This window comes from Methylocystis sp. (assembly GCF_051061225.1).
Lineage (GTDB): Bacteria > Pseudomonadota > Alphaproteobacteria > Rhizobiales > Beijerinckiaceae > Methylocystis.
Map to the genome: position 1 here is coordinate 23,767 of NZ_JBPFEB010000082.1, position 18,541 is coordinate 42,307.

The 18,541-nt window shown below is 66.7% G+C and carries 14 protein-coding genes and 1 tRNA gene; 4 read left to right on the top strand and 11 right to left on the bottom strand.

The window, feature by feature from the left end:
- Positions 1-71: 71 nt before the first annotated feature.
- Positions 72-1,058 carry an MDR family oxidoreductase gene (locus ACR652_RS14290; RefSeq protein WP_434507144.1) on the bottom strand — a complete coding sequence of 329 codons (987 nt, stop codon included), beginning with the start codon at positions 1,056-1,058 and terminating at the stop codon, positions 72-74.
- A 362-nt stretch (positions 1,059-1,420) separates the two neighbouring features.
- On the opposite strand from ACR652_RS14290, the gene ACR652_RS14295 reads away from it, so the two are divergent.
- Positions 1,421-1,828 (top strand): MucR family transcriptional regulator, encoded by a 408-nt coding sequence (locus ACR652_RS14295; protein ID WP_434507145.1) that lies wholly within the window; start codon positions 1,421-1,423, stop codon positions 1,826-1,828.
- Positions 1,829-1,943: 115 nt separating this feature from the next.
- Here ACR652_RS14295 and ACR652_RS14300 read toward each other — a convergent pair whose 3' ends face one another.
- A complete protein-coding gene (locus ACR652_RS14300) occupies positions 1,944-2,306 on the bottom strand; it encodes a TIGR02300 family protein (RefSeq protein WP_434507146.1) in 363 nt (120 codons plus the stop codon).
- Positions 2,307-2,475: 169 nt separating this feature from the next.
- On the opposite strand from ACR652_RS14300, the gene ACR652_RS14305 reads away from it, so the two are divergent.
- Positions 2,476-2,549, top strand: a tRNA-Gly gene (locus ACR652_RS14305).
- Between the two features lie 86 nt (positions 2,550-2,635).
- Here ACR652_RS14305 and ACR652_RS14310 read toward each other — a convergent pair.
- The 9 genes from ACR652_RS14310 to rfbF all read right to left on the bottom strand — a co-directional run bounded on the left by ACR652_RS14310 (position 2,636) and on the right by rfbF (position 13,280).
- Complete coding sequence (locus tag ACR652_RS14310) at positions 2,636-4,939, bottom strand: Tex family protein (protein WP_434507205.1); 2,304 nt, start codon at positions 4,937-4,939, stop codon at positions 2,636-2,638.
- Positions 4,940-5,071: 132 nt separating this feature from the next.
- Positions 5,072-6,649 (bottom strand): hypothetical protein, encoded by a 1,578-nt coding sequence (locus tag ACR652_RS14315; RefSeq protein WP_434507147.1) that lies wholly within the window; start codon positions 6,647-6,649, stop codon positions 5,072-5,074.
- A 12-nt stretch (positions 6,650-6,661) separates the two neighbouring features.
- Positions 6,662-7,600, bottom strand: coding sequence for a glycosyltransferase family 2 protein (locus ACR652_RS14320; protein WP_434507148.1), 939 nt, complete (start codon positions 7,598-7,600; stop codon positions 6,662-6,664).
- Positions 7,597-7,992 (bottom strand): GtrA family protein, encoded by a 396-nt coding sequence (locus tag ACR652_RS14325; RefSeq protein WP_434507149.1) that lies wholly within the window; start codon positions 7,990-7,992, stop codon positions 7,597-7,599. The genes ACR652_RS14320 and ACR652_RS14325 overlap by 4 nt, the downstream gene beginning before the upstream one ends.
- A gap of 1 nt (position 7,993) precedes the next feature.
- A complete protein-coding gene (locus tag ACR652_RS14330) occupies positions 7,994-8,953 on the bottom strand; it encodes an FkbM family methyltransferase (RefSeq protein ID WP_434507150.1) in 960 nt (319 codons plus the stop codon).
- The gene (locus ACR652_RS14335; protein ID WP_434507151.1) at positions 8,950-10,053 is read right to left on the bottom strand and encodes an NAD-dependent epimerase/dehydratase family protein; all 1,104 of its coding nucleotides are present in this window, start codon (positions 10,051-10,053) and stop codon (positions 8,950-8,952) included. Before ACR652_RS14335 ends, ACR652_RS14330 begins: the two co-directional genes overlap by 4 nt.
- 5 nt (positions 10,054-10,058) lie before the next feature.
- A complete protein-coding gene (rfbH, locus tag ACR652_RS14340) occupies positions 10,059-11,402 on the bottom strand; it encodes a lipopolysaccharide biosynthesis protein RfbH (protein ID WP_434507152.1) in 1,344 nt (447 codons plus the stop codon).
- Positions 11,377-12,525, bottom strand: a complete 1,149-nt coding sequence (rfbG, locus tag ACR652_RS14345; RefSeq protein ID WP_434507153.1) for a CDP-glucose 4,6-dehydratase — start codon at positions 12,523-12,525, stop codon at positions 11,377-11,379. The genes rfbH and rfbG overlap by 26 nt, the downstream gene beginning before the upstream one ends.
- On the bottom strand, positions 12,510-13,280 hold the full coding sequence (rfbF, locus tag ACR652_RS14350; RefSeq protein WP_434507206.1) for a glucose-1-phosphate cytidylyltransferase: 771 nt from the start codon (positions 13,278-13,280) through the stop codon (positions 12,510-12,512). The genes rfbG and rfbF overlap by 16 nt, the downstream gene beginning before the upstream one ends.
- 391 nt (positions 13,281-13,671) lie before the next feature.
- Here rfbF and ACR652_RS14355 point away from each other — a divergent pair, with 391 nt between their 5' ends.
- Positions 13,672-16,758, top strand: a complete 3,087-nt coding sequence (locus ACR652_RS14355) for a helicase-related protein (RefSeq protein ID WP_434507154.1) — start codon at positions 13,672-13,674, stop codon at positions 16,756-16,758.
- Between the two features lie 253 nt (positions 16,759-17,011).
- Positions 17,012-18,424: a mannose-1-phosphate guanylyltransferase/mannose-6-phosphate isomerase gene (locus ACR652_RS14360; protein ID WP_434507155.1), complete on the top strand. Its 1,413-nt coding sequence runs from the start codon at positions 17,012-17,014 to the stop codon at positions 18,422-18,424.
- The last annotated feature ends 117 nt before the right edge of the window (positions 18,425-18,541 follow it).

The following is an 18,541-nucleotide window of genomic DNA, read 5'->3' on the forward strand; positions in this document are numbered from 1 at the left end:
GCCGGCGTCGAAAGTCGAGAACGCGCGTCATCACTGCGACAATAGGCGTCACGCTGAAGGCTTTGCCGGACTCAGGGCATTTCGATCACGACCCGCCCCCTGATCTTTCCCGTCACGATCGAGCGCGCCCGCTCCAGCGCCTGATCGAAGGGGATTATCTCACACATGGCGTCCATCATGGCGGCGTCGAGGTCTGTCGCGATGCGCGCCCAGGCCGCGCGCCGCAGCGCAATCCTCGGCCGCACGCTTTCCACGCCGAGAAGGGACACGCCGCGCAGGATGAAGGGGGCGACGCTCGCCGGCAGATCCATGCCGCCGACATTGCCCGTGGCCGCGACGGCGCCATCGAAAGCGGTCTGCGACAGGATGTTGGCCAGGGTGACGCCGCCCACCGTATCGACGCCCGCCGCGAAGCGCTGCGTCTGGAGCGCCTTGCCCGGCTGCGAGAAGTCGTCGCGGGCGAGGCTCTCGGCGGCGCCGATCGATCTCAGATAGTCGCCCTCGGCGGCGTGGCCGGTGATGGCGGCGACGCGCCAGCCGGCACTGGCGAGCAGCGCCACGGCGAAGGAGCCGACGCCGCCCGACGCCCCCGACACGACCGCCGTCCCCGCCGCCGGCGTCAGCCCGTGGCGCTCCAGCGCGAACACACAGAACATCGCGGTCAATCCGGCCGTCCCCACCGTCATCGCGCGCGCCGGCGTGAGCCGTTCCGGCAGCTTCACGAGCCAGTCGCCGGGCAATCGCGCCTTCTGCGCGAAACCGCCGTAATGGGCTTCGCCGATCCCGCAGCCCGTGGCGACGACGACGTCGCCCGGCGCGACGTCCGGATGCGCCGCCCGCGTGACGCGGCCGACGAGATCGACGCCGGGGATCATGGGGAAGCGCCGCACGACCCGGCCCTTGCCGGTCACCGCCAGCCCGTCCTTGTAGTTGATGGCGGAATAGAGAACGTCGAGATCGACGTCGCCCGGCATCAGCGCGTCTTCCGACATCTCGACGTAGCGGGCGCCGTCCGGGGCGTCGGCGCTGTCGATTCGGATCGCCTTGAACGAGGTCATGATGCTCCATCCGGCCGCGTCGCGCCGGTCTGGCGACGGCCCCGCTCATCTAAAGCCCCTGTCACGGCTAGTCTACAAACGCCGCCGTCCTAAACTTGTGGTTGCTCTTTCGGGCGCCGCGCGCCTCAGAGGAAAACAAGGAAACATCTGACGCCTTGCCTCGTTTCAAGCAAATAATCAGGGGATAATTCTTGCTGGAGCAGCAAAAAAGCGTTAAATGAAAAGCTAATCTTGGTTTGTTCGACGGACCTTTTGGGTGGGATGGTTTTGTTCGAGCTCTGACGGAAGGGGCCACGCTTCCGCTCAAGTTCTCAGTGGCTTTCAGTGGAATCGAAGTCAACCTCGAGGCAACAGGCGCCCCTATGACCCTGAATAACAATATAGAGCTCGCGGCGGATATTGTGTCTGCCTATGTCAGCAACAATTCTGTTCCCGCGTCTGATCTTCCGAGCCTGATCAGCGACGTCTACAACGCGCTGCTGCGCGTGGGCGCCGGCGTCGTCGCCGAGCCGGCGGAGCCCCCCAAGCCGGCCGTGCCGGTCAAGCGGTCGATCCACAACGACTACCTCATCTGCCTCGAGGACGGGAAGAAATTCAAATCGCTGAAGCGGCATTTGCGCACGCAATACGGCCTGTCGCCGGAGGACTATCGCGAGAAATGGGGCCTGCCGGCCGATTATCCGATGGTCGCGCCCAATTACGCCCAGGCCCGCTCCAATCTGGCCAAGCAGATGGGCCTCGGCCAGCAGCGCCGCCGCCGCAGCAAGTAAGTGCGCGGCAGCGTCAGGAAAATGAAACCCGCGGCCTGAAAAGACCGCGGGTTTTTTCATTCCGCTGCGGCCGGCCCGCACGGGCCGATCGTTCCGCAAGAGTCGGACCAGGCGTTCAGACTTCGTCGTCGCTTTCGATGTCGCCGTCGATCAGGCCCGCGACGTCGTCGTCCTCGCCTTCCTCTTCCTCGAGGAAGGTGTCGTCGTCGGCGTCGTCGACAAGTTCCACGTCCTCATCGACGTCGATGGTCTCGGCGGCGTTTTCGCTCTCCTCGACCTCATCCAGCGACACGGTGTCGACGCCTTCCTTTTCAGTTTCGACGTCTTCCACCGCCTCGACGCGGGCCGGGGCGCGGGTGAGCGCGACCTGGAAGATGGTCCCGCACTTCGGGCAGACGATCGGTTCTCGATTGAGATCGTAGAATTTCGTCGCGCAAGACTGGCATTGGCGCTTGGCGCCGAGTTGGGGTTTGGCCACGGTTCGGTGATCCTTGCGAAAAGAAGCAGCGTGAACGCCCGCCTGATGATTGACCGTCGGGCGCTCGGGTTAGTTGGCTCCGGCGGCGCTGTCAAATGGATAAATGCGGGAGCGCGGCCCTGCGCAACGGCATTGCAAAGCGGCGCGCGGCTTGGCATAGAAAAGGCGTGCGGGTGTAGCTCAATGGTAGAGCAGCAGCCTTCCAAGCTGAATACGAGGGTTCGATTCCCTTCACCCGCTCCAGCGCTCCCCTCCCCGAACGACGCCGCGCGATTCGCGGCGCCCCCTCCCTCGCCGGTCGGCAGACGGGAGGGGCGTCCTCGACGGCGCTACCGCTCGCCCTTCTGTTTCATGGCGGCGAGCAGGGCCTCGCCCAATCCGCCCGGCCCGCCCGAGGGCTTGCCGCCGCGCGGGGGCTGCTGCGGCCCGCGCGGGCGCGGATCACGGCCGGGACCGGATTTGGCCTGTCCGGGCGCATCGTCGAGCCGCATGGTAAGCGAGACGCGCTTGCGCGGCGCGTCGACCTCCATCACCTTCACCCGCACAATGTCGCCGGGCTTCACCACCGTGCGCGGGTCCTTCACGAAGTCCTTCGACAGCGCAGAGATGTGCACGAGCCCGTCCTGATGCACGCCAATGTCGACAAAGGCGCCGAAGGCCGCGACATTGGTGACGACGCCCTCCAGCACCATGCCCGGCTTCAGGTCGTTGAGCGTCTCGACGCCCTCCTGGAACGTCGCCGTCTTGAACGCCGGGCGCGGATCGCGGCCAGGCTTTTCCAGCTCGGCCAGAACGTCGGACACGGTCGGAAGGCCGAAGGTCTCGTCGGCGAATTGCGCCGGCTTCAGCTTGCGCAGCTCCGTCGCATTGCCGATCAGCGCGCGGATGTCGCTCTTCACCGCCGTGAGAATGCGCCGCACCAGCGGATAGGCTTCCGGATGCACGCCCGAGCGGTCGAGCGGATCGTCGCCGTCGATGATGCGCAGGAAGCCGGCGCTCTGCTCGAAGGCTTTCGGCCCCAGACGCGGCACCTCCTTCAGCGCCGCGCGGGTGCGGAACGGGCCGTTGGCGTCGCGATGCGCGACGATGTTGGCGGCCAGCGTTTCGCCCAGGCCCGAGACGCGCGCCAGCAGCGGCGCCGACGCCGTGTTCACATCGACCCCGACCTTGTTCACGCAGTCTTCCACCACGGCGTCGAGCGCGCGCGACAGCTTGGTATCGGAAACGTCGTGTTGATATTGTCCGACGCCGATCGATTTGGGCTCGATCTTCACCAGCTCGGCCAGGGGGTCCTGAAGACGGCGCGCGATGGAGGCGGCGCCGCGCAGCGACACGTCGAGATCGGGAAGCTCCTTTGAAGCGTATTCCGAAGCCGAGTAGACGGAGGCGCCCGCCTCGGAAACGACGATCTTGGTGAGCTTCAGCTCGGGATGCTTCGACATGAGTTCGCCGGCGAGCTTATCGGTCTCGCGCGACGCCGTGCCATTGCCGATGGCGATGAGTTCGATCCGGTGCTGGCGCGCGAGACTTGCGAGCGTCGCGATCGAGTCGTCCCAGCGCCGCTGCGGCTCGTGGGGATAGATCGCGGTCGTCGCGACGATCTTGCCGGTCGCGTCGATCACCGCGACCTTCACGCCGGTGCGAAAACCCGGATCGAGGCCAAGCGTCGCGCGCGCGCCAGCGGGCGCGGCGAGCAGAAGGTCGCGCAAATTCTCCGCGAAGACGCGAATCGCCTCTTCCTCCGCGAAGCGCCACAGGCGCGAACGGGCGTCGACCGAAAGATGCAGTTCGATCTTGGTGCGCCACGCCCAGCGCGCGGTCTCCAGCAGCCATTTGTCGCCGGGCCGCCCGCGATCCTCGATGGCGTAGCGGCGGGCGATCCGGCTCTCGTAACCGCCGAGCCCCGGCTCCGCCTCCGGCGCCATTTCGAGTTCGAGCATGTCTTCCTTCTCGCCCCGAAACAGCGCGAGAATGCGGTGCGACGGCAATTTGGAGATCGGCTGCGAGAACTCGAAATAATCCGAATACTTCGCGGCGGCCGCTTCCTTGCCCTCGCGCGGCCGCGATTTCATCACCGCCTGCGCCCAGTGGATCTCGCGCAGCGCGCCGATCAGATCGGCGTCCTCTGCGAAGCGCTCGACCAGAATCGCCCGCGCGCCCTCGAGCGCCGCCTCCGCCGTCGCGACATTCTTTTCGGCGTTCACAAAGGCTTCCGCCTGAGCTTTCGGGTCCTTGTCCGGCGAGGAGAGAAGCGCGTCGGCCAGCGGCGCGAGCCCCGCCTCGATCGCGATCTGCGCCTTGGTGCGGCGCTTGGGCTTGTAGGGCAGATAGATGTCTTCGAGGCGCGCCTTGTTGTCGGCCTCCATGATGACGCGACGGAGCGCGTCGTCGAGCTTGCCCTGGCTCTCGATCGAGTCGAGAATCGCCTTGCGGCGCTCCTCCAGCTCCCGCAGATAGCGCAGCCTCTCTTCGAGCTTGCGCAATTGCACGTCGTCGAGCTGGCCGGTCGCCTCCTTGCGGTAACGCGCGATGAAGGGCACCGTCGAGCCGCCGTCGAGAAGGCCGATCGCGGCCTCCACTTGCCATGGTTTCGCCGCAAGTTCGACGCTCAGCCGCTCGACGATCGATGTCATCTGCATCCTCTCTCCAATGGGAGCGAGGCTTTTAGCCAAGGGGGACGGCGGAAGTCAAAGACCCGGCCCGCCGCCCCGGCGGATGTCACAGGAGATTTTTTTTACAAGCCCATCCGCGCCGCGATTCGCTCTCTAGCGGAATTTCTCCTCGAGCCAGGGGTGATCCGGCCAGCATGTCCGGTCCTCGACGGTCAGCGGCGCCGGCGCCCCCGAAAGATCAACGAGCCAGGCCGGCGCCTTTTCACGCCGCGCCAGATAATTGGTGGGAACCGCGCCGGGGAAGAACTTCTCGACCGTCGTCAGCATATTGCAGTCGCTGATGGCGTAGGGTTTGTCGACGAGCGCGAATTTGATCTCCATGAGCGGCGTCGCCGCGGACAGCAGAACCAGCGTTGATATGACGCCCGGCAGCGCGCCGGCTTCGCCGCGTGTGAGCACGGCGATGCGCGCAAACTGGAAGGCGAGAATGAACAGCGCCGGAATGGACGCCCGCATCGCCAGATCATTCGAGGGGCCGAGGCTGTAGATGGGCAGAACGAGAAGCGTCGCGAGCGCCAGCAGAAACACCGCTCTGTCCTCCTTCGGCACATCCTTGAACCGGGATAGCACAACAGCGGCCTGCGGGATCTCCACCACAAGGAAGCACAGATAAAACGCCAGAAAATCCTTTCGCAGGATCAGCCATTCATGCGAGACCTCGGCGGCGTCGGCGACGAGATAGGCGGCGACCGGAAGAAAGCAGAGAGAAACCGCGCATGCGCCTGCAACTCCCGGCGCGACAAGAGCCCGCAACGGGCGCCGCGCCGCCAACAAAAGGACAAATGGCGCCGCGCCGGCCATGGCGAGCGGGGACCAGAGCAGCATTGGGCCGCAGGCGGCGAGCACGGCTGGAAAGCTGATGGCGCGACGCAGATGCAGGAGCGTCAGCGTCGCGAACCAAACGCCCGGCGCGGCATGGTTGGGGACCCAGAAGATCTGCGTGACGATGCTCGAAAATTGCAGCCGAACCGGCCAGATTTCGAGCAGCCACCATTCGGTGTGTCCAATTCCGAAGAGATTTGCGCCCCTCATCGCCGCCACCGCTTCGCCGACGGCGAGGCCGACGAGATCAAGGCCGCTGAAACCGATGAGCAGGAAAATCATGGGCGCCCGCCGAACGTCGGCGATCGACGTGATGAAATAAGCGGCCACGCCGAGCAGCGCCGAATTTTGCGCGAGCAGCGCGAGATGCGCGGCGTAAAGCCCCAGCACGCGCCCGACCATCGCCGGGAGGAGATACATGCCGAGCGGCGCGCGCAGCACATAATCCTGCCCGCCCATCCGATAGAGGACCGTCAGGCCATTGCGCAGCAGATCGGACAGAACCGCGTCGCGGGTCAGCCAGTCCGTGGTGGGCATGAAAAAATGACCCTCGCCGCCGAGCAGGCAGAGGCTCAGGCCCAGCAGAAGACAGAGCGCAAGACGGCCGGCGTCGGCGGAAGCGCGCAGAAACGCGCCCTGCATCCGCTCCCGCCACATGATCAGAACGGCGCCCGCGCAACCGGCGACGACGATCATGGCGGGGATCGGACGCAGCGCCGTCGCCAGGATGACATTCGGCAGAATGAAGATGAGAGAGACGGCGAACAGAAGCTGAAAATGCGATATCGCCCTCGGGACTGCCGGACTCAGCGGCGCCGCCGCATCGTCGGGACCGGCGATCGGGGTCATGTCCATCCTCCTTCAGAAGTTCAGGCGCTCGCGCTCGAACACGACGGGTTTGCGCCGCACCTGGGCGTAGATCGCGAGCACATATTCCGCGAGCACGCCGATGGAGAAGAGCTGAACCCCGCCGAAGAAGAAGACGGCGGTGATGATCGTCATCACGCCCGGCGCGGCAAGGCTCTGGAAGTAGATGAGGCCGATGACGAGATTGAAGAAGGCGTACAGCAAGGACAGCGCCGCCAGCGCGAAACCGCAAAAGAGCAGCAGCCGCAGCGGCGCCAGCGTATTCGTCACGAGACCGTTCAGACCCTGATCAACCAGACTCTTCAACGTATTCGTCGAGACGCCCCGCCGTCGCGCCACCCAGCGATAGGGGAGGCCGCGCGACGTGAATCCGCATTCGAAGGTCATCATGCGCATGAAGGGATAGGCGTCCTCGATCCGGCGCATCGCCTCGACGACCTTGCGGTCGACGAGCTGAAAATCGCCGACGCCCGGCGGCGACGACAGCTCGGAGAGCGAGGTGAGCAGACGATAATAGGCTCTGCGCAGCATGCGCATCGCGGCGCTTTCTTCGCGAATCTCGCGGACGCCATAAACGACCTCCACGCCCTGCGCCCAATGCGCGACCATTTGCGGAATCAGCTCGGGAGGGTCCTGCATGTCGGCCGGGAAGAACAGCAGCACCGCATCGCCCGTCGCCGCCATCACACCATTATAGTTCGAGCGCATCGCGCCGAAATTGCGCGCGTTCAAGATGACCTTCACGTCCTTGTCCGACGCCGCGATCTCGCGGAGAATTTCGACGGTGCGGTCCGTGGAGGCGTTGTCGCAAAAGACGTGCTCGCGCCTGTATGCCTTCAGCTCCGTGTCGAACAGCGCCCGGATCGCGGCATGGCATTCGCGGATGTTCGCGTCCTCATTGTAGCAGGGCGTGACGATCGAGATGGTTTTCATGCCTTGGATGCCTCGGGCGCGAAGACGAAGGCGCGCTGGAGCGCGTAGGACAACACAACGCAGGGCAAAAGCAGCATCGCCTGCGCCGCCGCCGCCGTGACGCCGAACGTCATGGCGCTTTCCAGCAGCGCGTCGTTGAACAGGAAGACCACGAGATACGCTGTTGCGAAGCGCCCGAGCCGCGACGTCTGTGCATTCTGGAAGACGACCCGCCCGGTCGTCACGAAATTGAACAGCACGCCGAGCACGGTCGCCGCCGCCAGCGCCGGGCTCGGCGGCACAGTCAGGCGGAGAAGCAGATAGAAGACGCCATAGCCGAAGAGCGTGTTCACCGCGCCCATGATCAGGTAGCGCGCGAAACGCAGGCTCCATATGCGTGCCATCCGGCGCATGTCAGCAACCGTCCGCAACGAGTTCGGTCGGACGATGCCGCGCCGGATCGAGAAAGAGATAATTGGTCTCGCGCGTCTCTTCTGTCACGCGCGTCATCGGCGTCAGCGCTCCGTCCCCGACGCCATGGCAGACATAGCCGAGCCGACCCAGGAAATCGATGACGTCGTTTGGATGATAGCCGAAGGCCGCCGACCATTTGCGCAGCAGTTCGATGACGATCGCTGGCCGAAAACGGGCGAGCGCGGCTTCGGCCCCTCTGAGGACGCGCAGCTCGGCCCCTTCGACGTCGCATTTGAGGAGATCGAGAGTCGCGACGCCTTCCGCCGCGACGAAATCGTCGAGGGTCGTGAAGCGACAGGAGACCCGCAGGCTGCCTTCGCTCGGATGCAACTCGGAGAGCGAGGCGGCGGGCGAACCGGAGGTCGCCGGCACGAACATGTCGAACACGCCCGCGCTGTCGGAGAGGCCGTCCGCGATCGCGGTGACGCGCGCGCCGGCCGCATTGCGCGCGAGATTGGCGCGCAGGCGGCCATGCGTCGACGGCACGGGCTCGAAGGCGTAGACGCGCGCCTGCGGCTCCTGCTGCGCGATATGAAGGCTGTGCCAGCCAATATTGGCGCCGATGTCGAAAACGGTGCGCGCGCCGCGGGCCAGCCGGAGAATCAGCGACGTCTCGAAGGTCTCATAGCCGCCCTGCGCCAGGATGACATTGGGCGCTTCGCGCAAGGCGTCGGGATCGAGCCCGAAGCAGAGGCCATTTGTCAGCGACACGGACAGGCCCGCGGGGTCAACGGCGAGCGCCGCAATGTCCGTCCCCGCCAGCACGGCCGAATGTTGAGCGATGAGCCTGTGCCGCTCGGCGAAACGCTTCCAGAGCGCAAGACGATCGAGCTCGCCCGCGTCGAAGCGACGGCGCCAATCGATGGGAGCGGCGGTCGTGGCGGAAGGCCCGGTGGTCATGCGCTGGCTCCCAGAGCGGACGGCCCAAAAATGTCGGAATAGATCTCGATCGTCCGGCGAAAGCCTTCGGCGGCGTCGGTCCGCGCGCGCCAGCCGAGCGACTCCAGCCGCGTCGTGTCCGGCGCGGCGCGCGTCACCCGGCTTGCGAGATACCCCGTGCGCGGCGGCGCGAAGCGCGCCTGCAGCCCTCGCTCGGGAAAGAGCCCGGCGAGCAGCATGGCCAGATCGCGGATGGACATCACGGCGCGCGCATTGCCGACATTATAGGCCGCTCCGGCCTCGCCCTTCAGCAGCAGGGTGAAAAAGGCCTCGACGGCGTCGGCGAGATAGCAGAAGGCGCGCTCCGCCGCGCCGTCGCTGTTGAGCACGAGATCGCGCCCGCGCACGATGTCGCCCACGAAATCCGCAAAGACGCGGCCGTCGTCGAGACGCATGCCCGGTCCGTAGGTGTGAAAGGGGCGCGCGATGACGCAATCGACGCCATATTGCGCGCCGTAACTCGCGCACAGCGTTTCGCCCATGCGTTTCGATTCGGCGTAACAGGCGCGCAGCGTCGCCGGATCAAGGGGGCCGAAATCCTGTTCCCGGATCGGCGCGCGCCCGTCGATCGCGCCATAGACTTCCGAACTCGACAGATAGAGAAAGCGCGACGCCTTCTTGTGGCGCGCAAGTTCGAGGAGTCGCTGCGTCCCGAGAATATTGGGCAGGGCGGTGCCGACCGGATCGGCGTCGTAGAAGCGCGGGCTCGCCTGGCTCGCGGCGTGGATGATCATGTCGACGGGACCATCGAGATCGAGCGGCTCGCTGACGTCGGCGATGCGCAGGCAAAGCGCCGGATGGCCGAGCCAGCCGCCAAGGCGGCGCAGCGCATTCTCCCGCGACCGCGCCAGCGCGACGACTTTCACACCCGGTATAACGGCGCTGAGCGTCAACAGCGTCTCGACCATCGCGGCCGGCAGAAAGCCATTGGCGCCGGCGACGAGCACGGTCTTGCCCTCGAACGTCTCCCAGGGAAGCCTCGCGGAGAGGATACGCGCAATATCGGCCCGCCACAGCGGATGCCGCGTCAGGGCCGCGCCGTCGGGACTGGCGTCCAGCATTCCCGTCACTCCGCCGCCTGTGTCGCCGTTCCGCGACAGAAGGCGTCGATCGTCTCGATCATATGGCCGATCTGCGCCTCGCCCAGGCCCGGATAGACTCCGATCCAGAAGGTGCGGTCGACGACGATGTCGGCGTTCCGCAAGGCGCCGCTGACGCGATAGTTACGGCCTTTCATATACGGCTGGCGCAGCAGATTGCCGCCGAAGAGCAGCCGCGTGCCAATCTTCCTGGCGTTGAGATGAATGACCAGTTCGTCGCGCGTGAAGGGCGCGTCGGCGCGCAGCGTCAGCGGAAAGCCGAACCACGAGGGCTGCGTTCCGGCCGTGGCCCGCGGCAGGATGAGACGATCCTCCAGATGACCGAGCCCCGCCTTCAGCAGGTTGAAATTGCGGTTCCGGGCCGCGACGAATCCATCGAGCCGATCCATCTGCGCGAGGCCGACCGCCGCCTGCATGTCGGTGATCTTCAGATTGAAGCCGAGATGCGAATAGACATATTTGTGATCGTACCCCTTCGGCAGATCGCCGAGGCGCCAGCCGAAGCGCTTGTTGCAGCTGTTGTCCCGGCCCGGCTCGCAATAGCAGTCCCGGCCCCAGTCCCGAAACGACTCGATCGCTTTCGCCAGATGATTGTCGCTCGTGAAGGCCGCGCCGCCCTCGCCCATGGTGATGTGATGCGCGGGATAGAAGGACAGCGTTCCAATGTCGCCAAAGGTCCCGACATGCCGGCCGTCGACCGTCGCGCCGAGCGCGTCGCAACAGTCTTCGATCAGGAAGAGGTCGTGGCGCGCGCAGAGCGCGCTGATGGCGCGCACGTCGAAGGGATTGCCGAGCGTGTGGGCGACCATGATGGCGCGCGTCTTCGGCGTGATGGCCGCCTCCACCGCCGCCACGTCGATGTTGTAGGTCGGGAGATCGACGTCGACGAAGACGGGGACCATGCCGAACAGCAGGATGGGATTGACCGTCGTCGGAAAGCCGGTGGCGCAGGTGATGATTTCATCGCCCGGCTTCAGGGTGCGATCCCGCAGCAGATGCGAGGTCAGAGCGGCGCAGGCGACGAGATTGGCCGAGGAGCCGGAATTGACGGTCAGCGCCTTGCGCGCGCCGACATAGGCCGAAAGCCGCGCCTCGAAGGCCGCATTGAAACGCCCGGTCGTCAGCCAGAAATCCAGCGCCGAATCGACAAGCATCCGCATGTCGCGCGCGTCATAGACGCGGCCCGAAACGGGCGTCGGCGTCTCGCCGGGAACGAAGCGCTCCGTCCCATGCGCGAGGCGATGATAGTCGCTGACGAGATCGAGAATCTGCGCGCGCAGCGCCTCAGCGGGCGTTGATGCGTCTGTCATCCTGGGCGTCCCTGAAAGCGGCCTGCGCAAAGGGCGAAGAGAGGCGCACGCGCCGGCCGAGATAGCGGTCGATCTGCTTCATCGTCAGCGCGACGATGTCGTCCGTGTCGAGGAAGGCGCGATACCACTGCGCGGTCCACAGCGTCGCCTGCTCGAAATCGAGAATGGGCGCGAAGCCCAGGAGTTCGCGGGCCTTCGCGGTGTCGAGGCTCAGCAGACGCGCCTCATGCGGATGCGGGCCGCCTTCCGTCTCCCAGCCCGGACCCGGCCCCCAACACGACGCGAATTGAGTCAAGAGATCCTCGACGCTGCGCTCCGACTCCGGCCCGGGTCCGAAATTGACGCCGCCTTCCAGTTCGGCCGCCGCGCCGGGCGAGGTCATCGCCTGTTCGATCAGGCGCAGATAGCCCGTAAGCGGCTCCAGCACATGCTGCCAGGGGCGCACGGCTTTGGGGTTGCGCAATTTCAGGCTGCGGCCCGCGCTGAAGGCGCGCAGCGCATCGGGCAGAATGCGATCCGCCGCGAAATCGCCGCCGCCGATCACATTGCCGGCGCGCGCCGAGAAAATGGCCACGCCGGTCTCGCGGAAACTGTCGCGCCAGGCGGCGGCGACGAGCTCCGCGCAGGCCTTGCTGCTGGAATAGGGGTCACGCCCGCCGAGCGCGTCCGTTTCTCGATAGCCCCACGCCCAGCCGCGATTGTCGTAGCATTTGTCCGAGGTGACGACGAGAACGAGCCTTACGCTCGGCGTGTGACGCGCGGCGTCGAGCACATTCACGACCCCCATCACATTGGTCGCATAGGTGGCGACGGGGTCGTTGTAGGATTCGCGCACGAGCGGCTGCGCCGCCATGTGAATGACGATCTCCGGCGCCGCCGCCTGCATCGCCTCCGTCAACGCGGCGAGATCGCGCACGTCGCCGCGTCTGTCGTCGATATGATCCGCCACGCCCGCCAGCGCGAACAGGCTCGGCGTGGTTGGCGGCGCGAGCGCGAAACCCGTCGCGCGCGTATTGAGGCGCGAGAGCATGAGCGAGAGCCATGCGCCCTTGAAGCCCGTATGGCCCGTGACGAACACACGCCTGCCGAGCCAGAAGGCCGAGGAGATCACCAGAGTTTCCACTTGGCGCCTCCGCTGTTCCATTCGTTTTCGAGGTAGATCTTGTCGCGCAGCGTATCCATCGGCCGCCAGAAGCCGTCGTGATGGAAGGCGCGCAACTGGTCGTCATGGGCGAGCCTTTGCAGAGGCTCGTTTTCCCAGACGGTGTCGTCGCCGTCGATGAGGTCGGCGACTTTCGGGGAGAGGAGGAAGAAGCCGCCGTTGACGTAACCGCTTTCGACGACCGGCTTTTCGACGAAGGCGGTCACGCGCGCGCCGTCGAGGGTCAGGGCGCCGAAGCGGGATTCGGGGCGCACCGCCGCGACGGTCGCCAGCTTGCCATGGGCGCGGTGAAAGGCGAGTTCGGCGGTGAGATCAATGTCGGCGAGGCCGTCGCCATAGGTCAGCGCGAAGACGTCGTCGTCCTTCACATGATCGAGGATGCGCCGGATGCGGCCGCCTGTCTGGGTGGCCTCGCCCGTGTCGACCAGCGTCACCCGCCAGGGCTCCGCCGCGCCGCGATGCACCTCCATCTCGCGCGTGCGCATGTCGAAGGTGACGTCCGCCATATGCAGGAAATAGTTGGAGAAGAACTCCTTGATGCAATAGCCCTTGTAGCCCAGGCACAGCACGAAGTCGGTGACGCCGTGCGCCGCATAGATCTTCATGATGTGCCACAGGATCGGACGGCCGCCGATTTCGACCATGGGCTTGGGGCGCAGCGACGTCTCTTCCGCCAGACGCGTGCCCAGACCGCCCGCGAGCACCACTGCCTTCATCACACCGTCTTCCAGGGGCGCCGGAAGCGCCTCCGGCGGGCTCCCGCGCCAGCGCGGGCTTTGCTGTCGTCGACTATGGCTTACGAATAGTTAACGTAAAGCTTAAGCAGCCGTGAAAGCGGCGCCGGCCCGGCGGCCGTTCATAAAGGCCGCGGGGCGCGGGCGAGAAGGGGCGGCGCGGCGACGAAGGCTCTGGGCGAAATGCGCCGGCGCGCCCTATATGCTGTGGGAACGGAACGCGATTTCGGGCCGGTCAGCGATTCGTCCGTGATTCGTTCGCGGGCTGTTCGAAAGGTAAAGTCGCGCCGCGCCGAAAGTTCCTTTATGAGACACGCGCACAGGCGCCGACGGGCGTTCGGGACTCCATAAAGACAAGAAGCGACAGAAGGTCATGCCGCCGCTCCCGCCCGGAAGCCGCCCCGCCGCAGCAGGCGTGGCCGCCGTACTCGGCCCCACCAACACCGGAAAGACCCATCACGCCATCGAGCGCATGCTCTCCTTTCCGAGCGGCGCGATCGGCCTGCCGCTGCGCCTTCTGGCGCGCGAGGTCTACAATCGCGTCGTGGCGAAGGTCGGCGCGCAGAATGTCGCGCTCGTCACCGGCGAGGAGAAGATCAAGCCGCGCGCCCCGGCCTATTGGATCTCGACCGTCGAGGCCATGCCGCGCGACGTCGACGTGGATTTTCTGGCGATCGACGAGATCCAGCTCGCCGCCGATCTCGATCGCGGGCACATCTTCACGGACCGGCTGCTGCGCTGGCGCGGACGGCAGGAGACGCTGCTGATCGGCGCCGCCACCATGGCGCCCATGATTGGCGAACTCTTCCCCGGCGCGCCGATCTTCACCCGCCCGCGCCTGTCGCGGCTCAGTTTCGCCGGCGACAAGAAAATTTCCCGCCTGCCGCCGCGCTCCGCCATCGTCGCCTTCTCGGCGGAGGAGGTCTACGCCATCGCCGAATGGATCAAGCGCCAGCGCGGCGGCGCGGCGGTGGTGCTCGGCGCCCTCTCGCCGCGCACCCGCAACGCGCAGGTCGAGCTCTTCCAGTCCGGCGACGTCGATTACATCGTAGCGACCGACGCCATCGGCATGGGGCTCAATCTCGACGTCGATTACGTCGCCTTCGCCTCCGACCGGAAATTCGACGGATGGCGCTATCGCCGCCTCACGCCGGCGGAATTCGGCCAGATCGCCGGGCGCGCGGGCCGTCATATGAGCGACGGCGCCTTTGGCGCGACCGGGCGCTGCCCGCCCTTCGAGGAAGAGCTGATCGAGGCGCTGGAGGATCATCGCTTCGATCCCGTCCAGCTGCTCCAGTGGCGCAACAGCGACCTCGATTTTTCATCGATTCGCGCCCTGACGCATTCGCTCGACAAAACCCCGGAGCATCCGCGCTTCACCCGCGCGCCGATCGCCGTGGATCAGCTCACGCTCGAGGCCGTGAGCCGTGACGAGATCGCCAGCCGCAACGCCCGGACCGCGGCGGATGTCGCAAGGCTTTGGGAAGCCTGCCAAATCCCCGACTACCGCAAGACCTCGCCGCAGGCCCATGCCGACCTTGCGCTGCAAATTTTCGGCTTCATCGCCCGCAAGGGGAAGATTCCGGCGGACTGGATGGCCCGGCATATCGACGCCGTGGACCGCATCGACGGCGACATCGACACCCTCTCCTACAGGCTGGCGCAGGTGCGCACGGTGAGCTTCATCGCGCATCGATCCGGCTGGCTCGATGACGGCGAGCATTGGCAGAGCGTCGCGCGTCGGGTAGAGGACAGCCTGTCCGACGCGCTGCACCACCGATTGACGCAGCGTTTCGTCGATCGCCGCACCAGCGTGCTGATGCGCCGCTTAAGAGAGAACGCGATGCTCGAAGCCGAAATTAACGCCGCCGGCGACGTCCTGGTCGAAGGCCAGCACGTCGGGAGCCTCCAGGGTTTTCGCTTCACGCCCGATCCCGGCGCGTCTGGCGAAGCCGCCCGCGCCCTGAGCGCGGCCGCCCAGAAGGCCCTTGCCGGGGAATTCGAGGCGCGCGCCACCCGCGTCTTCGACGCCGTCGACGACGCCTTCGTGCTCGGCAATGACGGCGTCATCCGCTGGCTGGGCGAGCCCGTCGCCAAGATCGCCGCCGGCGCCGGGGTGCTGACCCCCACGACCCGCATTCTCGCCGATGAGCAATTGACCGGCGCGGGGCTGGAGAAGGTCCAGACCCGCCTCAATCTCTGGCTCGCCCAGCATGTGAAGAAGCTGCTGGGGCCGCTGGAGACGCTCGAAAAGGGCGAGGGCCTCGAAGGCGTGACGCGCGGCGTCGCCTTCCAGCTCGCCGAGGACCTCGGCGTCCTCGACCGCGCCCGGGTCGCCAGGGAGGTGAAGGCCTTCTCGCAGGAGGACCGTGGCGCGCTGCGCAAGCTCGGCGTGCGCTTCGGCGCCTATCACAGCTATCTGCCGCAGCTCCTCAAGCCCGCGCCGCGCACGCTGGCCTCGCTGCTCTGGGCGCTCCACCACGGCGGGCTCGACAATGTGAAAGGGCTCGAGGAAGTGCCGCATCTCGCGGCCTCGGGGCGCACCTCCTTCGCCGCCGACGCCTCGATCCACAAGGGCTTCTACCGCGCCGCGGGCTTCCGGGTGTGCGGCGAGCGCGTGGTGCGCGTCGACATTCTGGAACGGCTCGCCGATCTGATTCGCCCGGCCATCGCCTACAAGCCGGGCGTCACCGCCGGCGATCCGCCGGCCGGCGCCGCCGATGGCGAGGGCTTTGTCGTCACCGTCGCCATGACCTCGCTCACCGGCTGCTCGGGCGAGGCCTTTTCCTCCATCCTGAAATCGCTCGGCTACGCCGCCAGCCAGCGCCCCGGCCCGGCCATCACCGTGCCGCTGATCCCGGCGGCCGCGACCGAGCCGCTCGCGCCGAAGCCCGCCACGGAGCCGGGCGCCGCCGAGGCCGCGCCCGAAGAGGCCGTCCCGGCGGAAGCCGTCGCCGAAGCCGCCGCGCCGGAAGCGGCGGTCGTCGTCGAAGCCCCCGCCGAAGTCTCCTCCGAAGTCCCGACGGAGGCGCCTGAGCCGGCCGAAGCGGCGGCCGCGGAAGCGCCAGCCGCGGAGAACCCCGCGGAATCGCCTGCGACGATCGACGTCTGGACCCCGGCCCGCCACGCGCATGCGGGCGGCCCGCGTCGTCCGCAGCGCGGCCCGCGCGAGGCGGGCGCTGAGGGCGAACAGCGTCCGCCGCGCCGCGATTACCGGCCGCGCCAGGCGGAAGGCGCCGAGGGCGGCCCGCGCCCGGGCGGCAAGCCGCGCTTCGACAACAAGCCGCGTTTCGACAAGCCGCGCGGCGAACGCAGCGGCGCGCCGCGCGACGACCGCCGTGGCGGGCGTCCCGGCGGCTTCGCTCCCGCCGAGAAGCGGGAGCGCCAGCCCGACCCCGATTCGCCCTTCGCCAAGCTCGCCGCGCTCAAAGCCGAGCTCGAGAAGAAAGGCAAATCCTGACAGGCGCATTCCGGTTTCGGTCAAATTCTCGCCAAGAAACGGGCAGATTGACTTGGCTCGGCCGAAGCCGGCGCGCCCTTGCGGCGCAGGCGACAAAGCGCCCGTGCGGCGCTCATCACCTCTTTTATCGAGAACCGGCGCAAAGCCGGCGATTGCTTGAAGCCATGATCCCGGTGACTCTCAGCCGTTGGCGCGCCTGCGGCGGCGCCTTCGAGGCGCGACGTGAATCGCAAGGGGCTGGAGGGAAATTGAGATGAGAAAGATCCTGCCCGTCATCATGTGCGGCGGCTCCGGCACGCGAGTCTGGCCCGAATCGCGCGAGACCCTGCCCAAACAGTTCATCCCGCTCGTCGGCGAACGCTCCACCTTCCAGACCACGATGGCCATGCTGGCCGACCCGGCCTTTGAAAAGCCGATCGTGATCTCCAACGCCGACTACCGCTTCCTGATCGCCGACCAGCTCCGCCAGGTGGGCGCGCAGGCCGACATCATCCTCGAACCCTCGCGCCGCGATTCGGGTCCGGCGGTCGCGGTGGCGGCGGGCCTCGCGGCGCGGCGCGCGCCCGACACCGTCGTCGTCGTGCTCGCCGCCGACCATGTCGTGCGCGATCGCGCCGGCCTCGTCGATCTGTGCAAGAAGGCGGGCGAAGCCGCCGCTGAAGGATTCATCGTCACGCTGGGCGTCAAGCCCGACAGCCCGGCGACGGGCTATGGCTATCTGCGCCCCGGCGCGCCGATCCATCCGGGCGGCGAGGTGCTCAAGCTCGACGCCTTCGTCGAAAAACCCGACCGCGAGACGGCCGAGCGCTATATCGAGGCCGGCTATTTCTGGAACAGCGGCAACTTCATTTTCCGCGCCGACGTGATGCAGGCGGAAATCGCCCGCTTCGAGCCGGTGATCTTCGAGGCCGCCGAGGCGGCCATCGACGCCGCCAAGAACGATCTCGGCTTCCTCGTTCTCGACGCCGAGGCCTTCGCGCGCGCCCCGAAGAAATCCATCGACTACGCCGTCATGGAGAAGACCGAGAAGGCCGCGCTGATTCCCGCCGACATCGGCTGGTCGGACGTCGGCACCTGGCGCGCCGTCTGGGAGCTCTCCGAGCGCGACGCGGCGGGCAATTCCGTGCGCGGCGAGGGCGTGGTGATGGACGCGCGCAACGTCCATGTGCGCTCGGAGGACATTCTCACCACCGTGGTGGGCGTGGACGACGTGATCGTCGTGACGACGCAGGACGCGGTGCTCGTGCTCAACCACGACCATGGCGACCGGGTGAAGCAACTCGTCGACGAGCTCAAGGTCCAGAACCGGCGCGAGGCGGGAGCGCACAAGCGCATCTTCCGGCCCTGGGGCTATTATCAGTCGATCGACGAGGGCCAGCGCTATCAGGTGAAACGCATCGTGGTGAAGCCCGGCGAGCGGCTGTCGCTGCAAAAGCATTTCCACCGCGCCGAGCACTGGATCGTGGTGCGCGGCACCGCCGAGGTCGGCCGCGACGAGGAGCTTCATCTCGTTCACGAGAACGAGTCGATCTATCTGCCGATCGGCTGCAAGCACCGCCTGACCAATCCCGGCAAGATCGACCTGGAGCTCATCGAGGTGCAGACCGGCTCCTATCTCGGCGAGGACGACATCGTCCGCTTCGAGGACGTGTATAATCGGGGGTAAATCGAAAGCTGTTCGCTCCGAACGCTGGTCGTGAGCCCGTCTCTCCCCCTCGCGGGGAGGGTGGCCCCGCCGAAGGCGGGGTCGGGTGGGGATCAGGCCCCATCATCGCTGTGGCGG

Excerpts from the sequence above, each read along its gene's own strand:
- ACR652_RS14295 (WP_434507145.1), top strand. The coding sequence starts at position 1,421 with ATGACCCTGAATAACAATATAGAGCTCGCGGCGGATATTGTGTCTGCC.
- ACR652_RS14290 (WP_434507144.1), bottom strand. The coding sequence starts at position 1,058 with ATGACCTCGTTCAAGGCGATCCGAATCGACAGCGCCGACGCCCCGGAC.
- ACR652_RS14360 (WP_434507155.1), top strand. The coding sequence starts at position 17,012 with ATGAGAAAGATCCTGCCCGTCATCATGTGCGGCGGCTCCGGCACGCGA.
- ACR652_RS14330 (WP_434507150.1), bottom strand. The coding sequence starts at position 8,953 with ATGACCACCGGGCCTTCCGCCACGACCGCCGCTCCCATCGATTGGCGC.
- ACR652_RS14320 (WP_434507148.1), bottom strand. The coding sequence starts at position 7,600 with ATGAAAACCATCTCGATCGTCACGCCCTGCTACAATGAGGACGCGAAC.
- rfbF (WP_434507206.1), bottom strand. The coding sequence starts at position 13,280 with ATGAAGGCAGTGGTGCTCGCGGGCGGTCTGGGCACGCGTCTGGCGGAA.
- ACR652_RS14335 (WP_434507151.1), bottom strand. The coding sequence starts at position 10,053 with ATGCTGGACGCCAGTCCCGACGGCGCGGCCCTGACGCGGCATCCGCTG.
- ACR652_RS14355 (WP_434507154.1), top strand. The coding sequence starts at position 13,672 with ATGCCGCCGCTCCCGCCCGGAAGCCGCCCCGCCGCAGCAGGCGTGGCC.
- ACR652_RS14310 (WP_434507205.1), bottom strand. The coding sequence starts at position 4,939 with ATGACATCGATCGTCGAGCGGCTGAGCGTCGAACTTGCGGCGAAACCA.
- ACR652_RS14315 (WP_434507147.1), bottom strand. The coding sequence starts at position 6,649 with ATGACCCCGATCGCCGGTCCCGACGATGCGGCGGCGCCGCTGAGTCCG.
- ACR652_RS14325 (WP_434507149.1), bottom strand. The coding sequence starts at position 7,992 with ATGCGCCGGATGGCACGCATATGGAGCCTGCGTTTCGCGCGCTACCTG.
- rfbH (WP_434507152.1), bottom strand. The coding sequence starts at position 11,402 with ATGACAGACGCATCAACGCCCGCTGAGGCGCTGCGCGCGCAGATTCTC.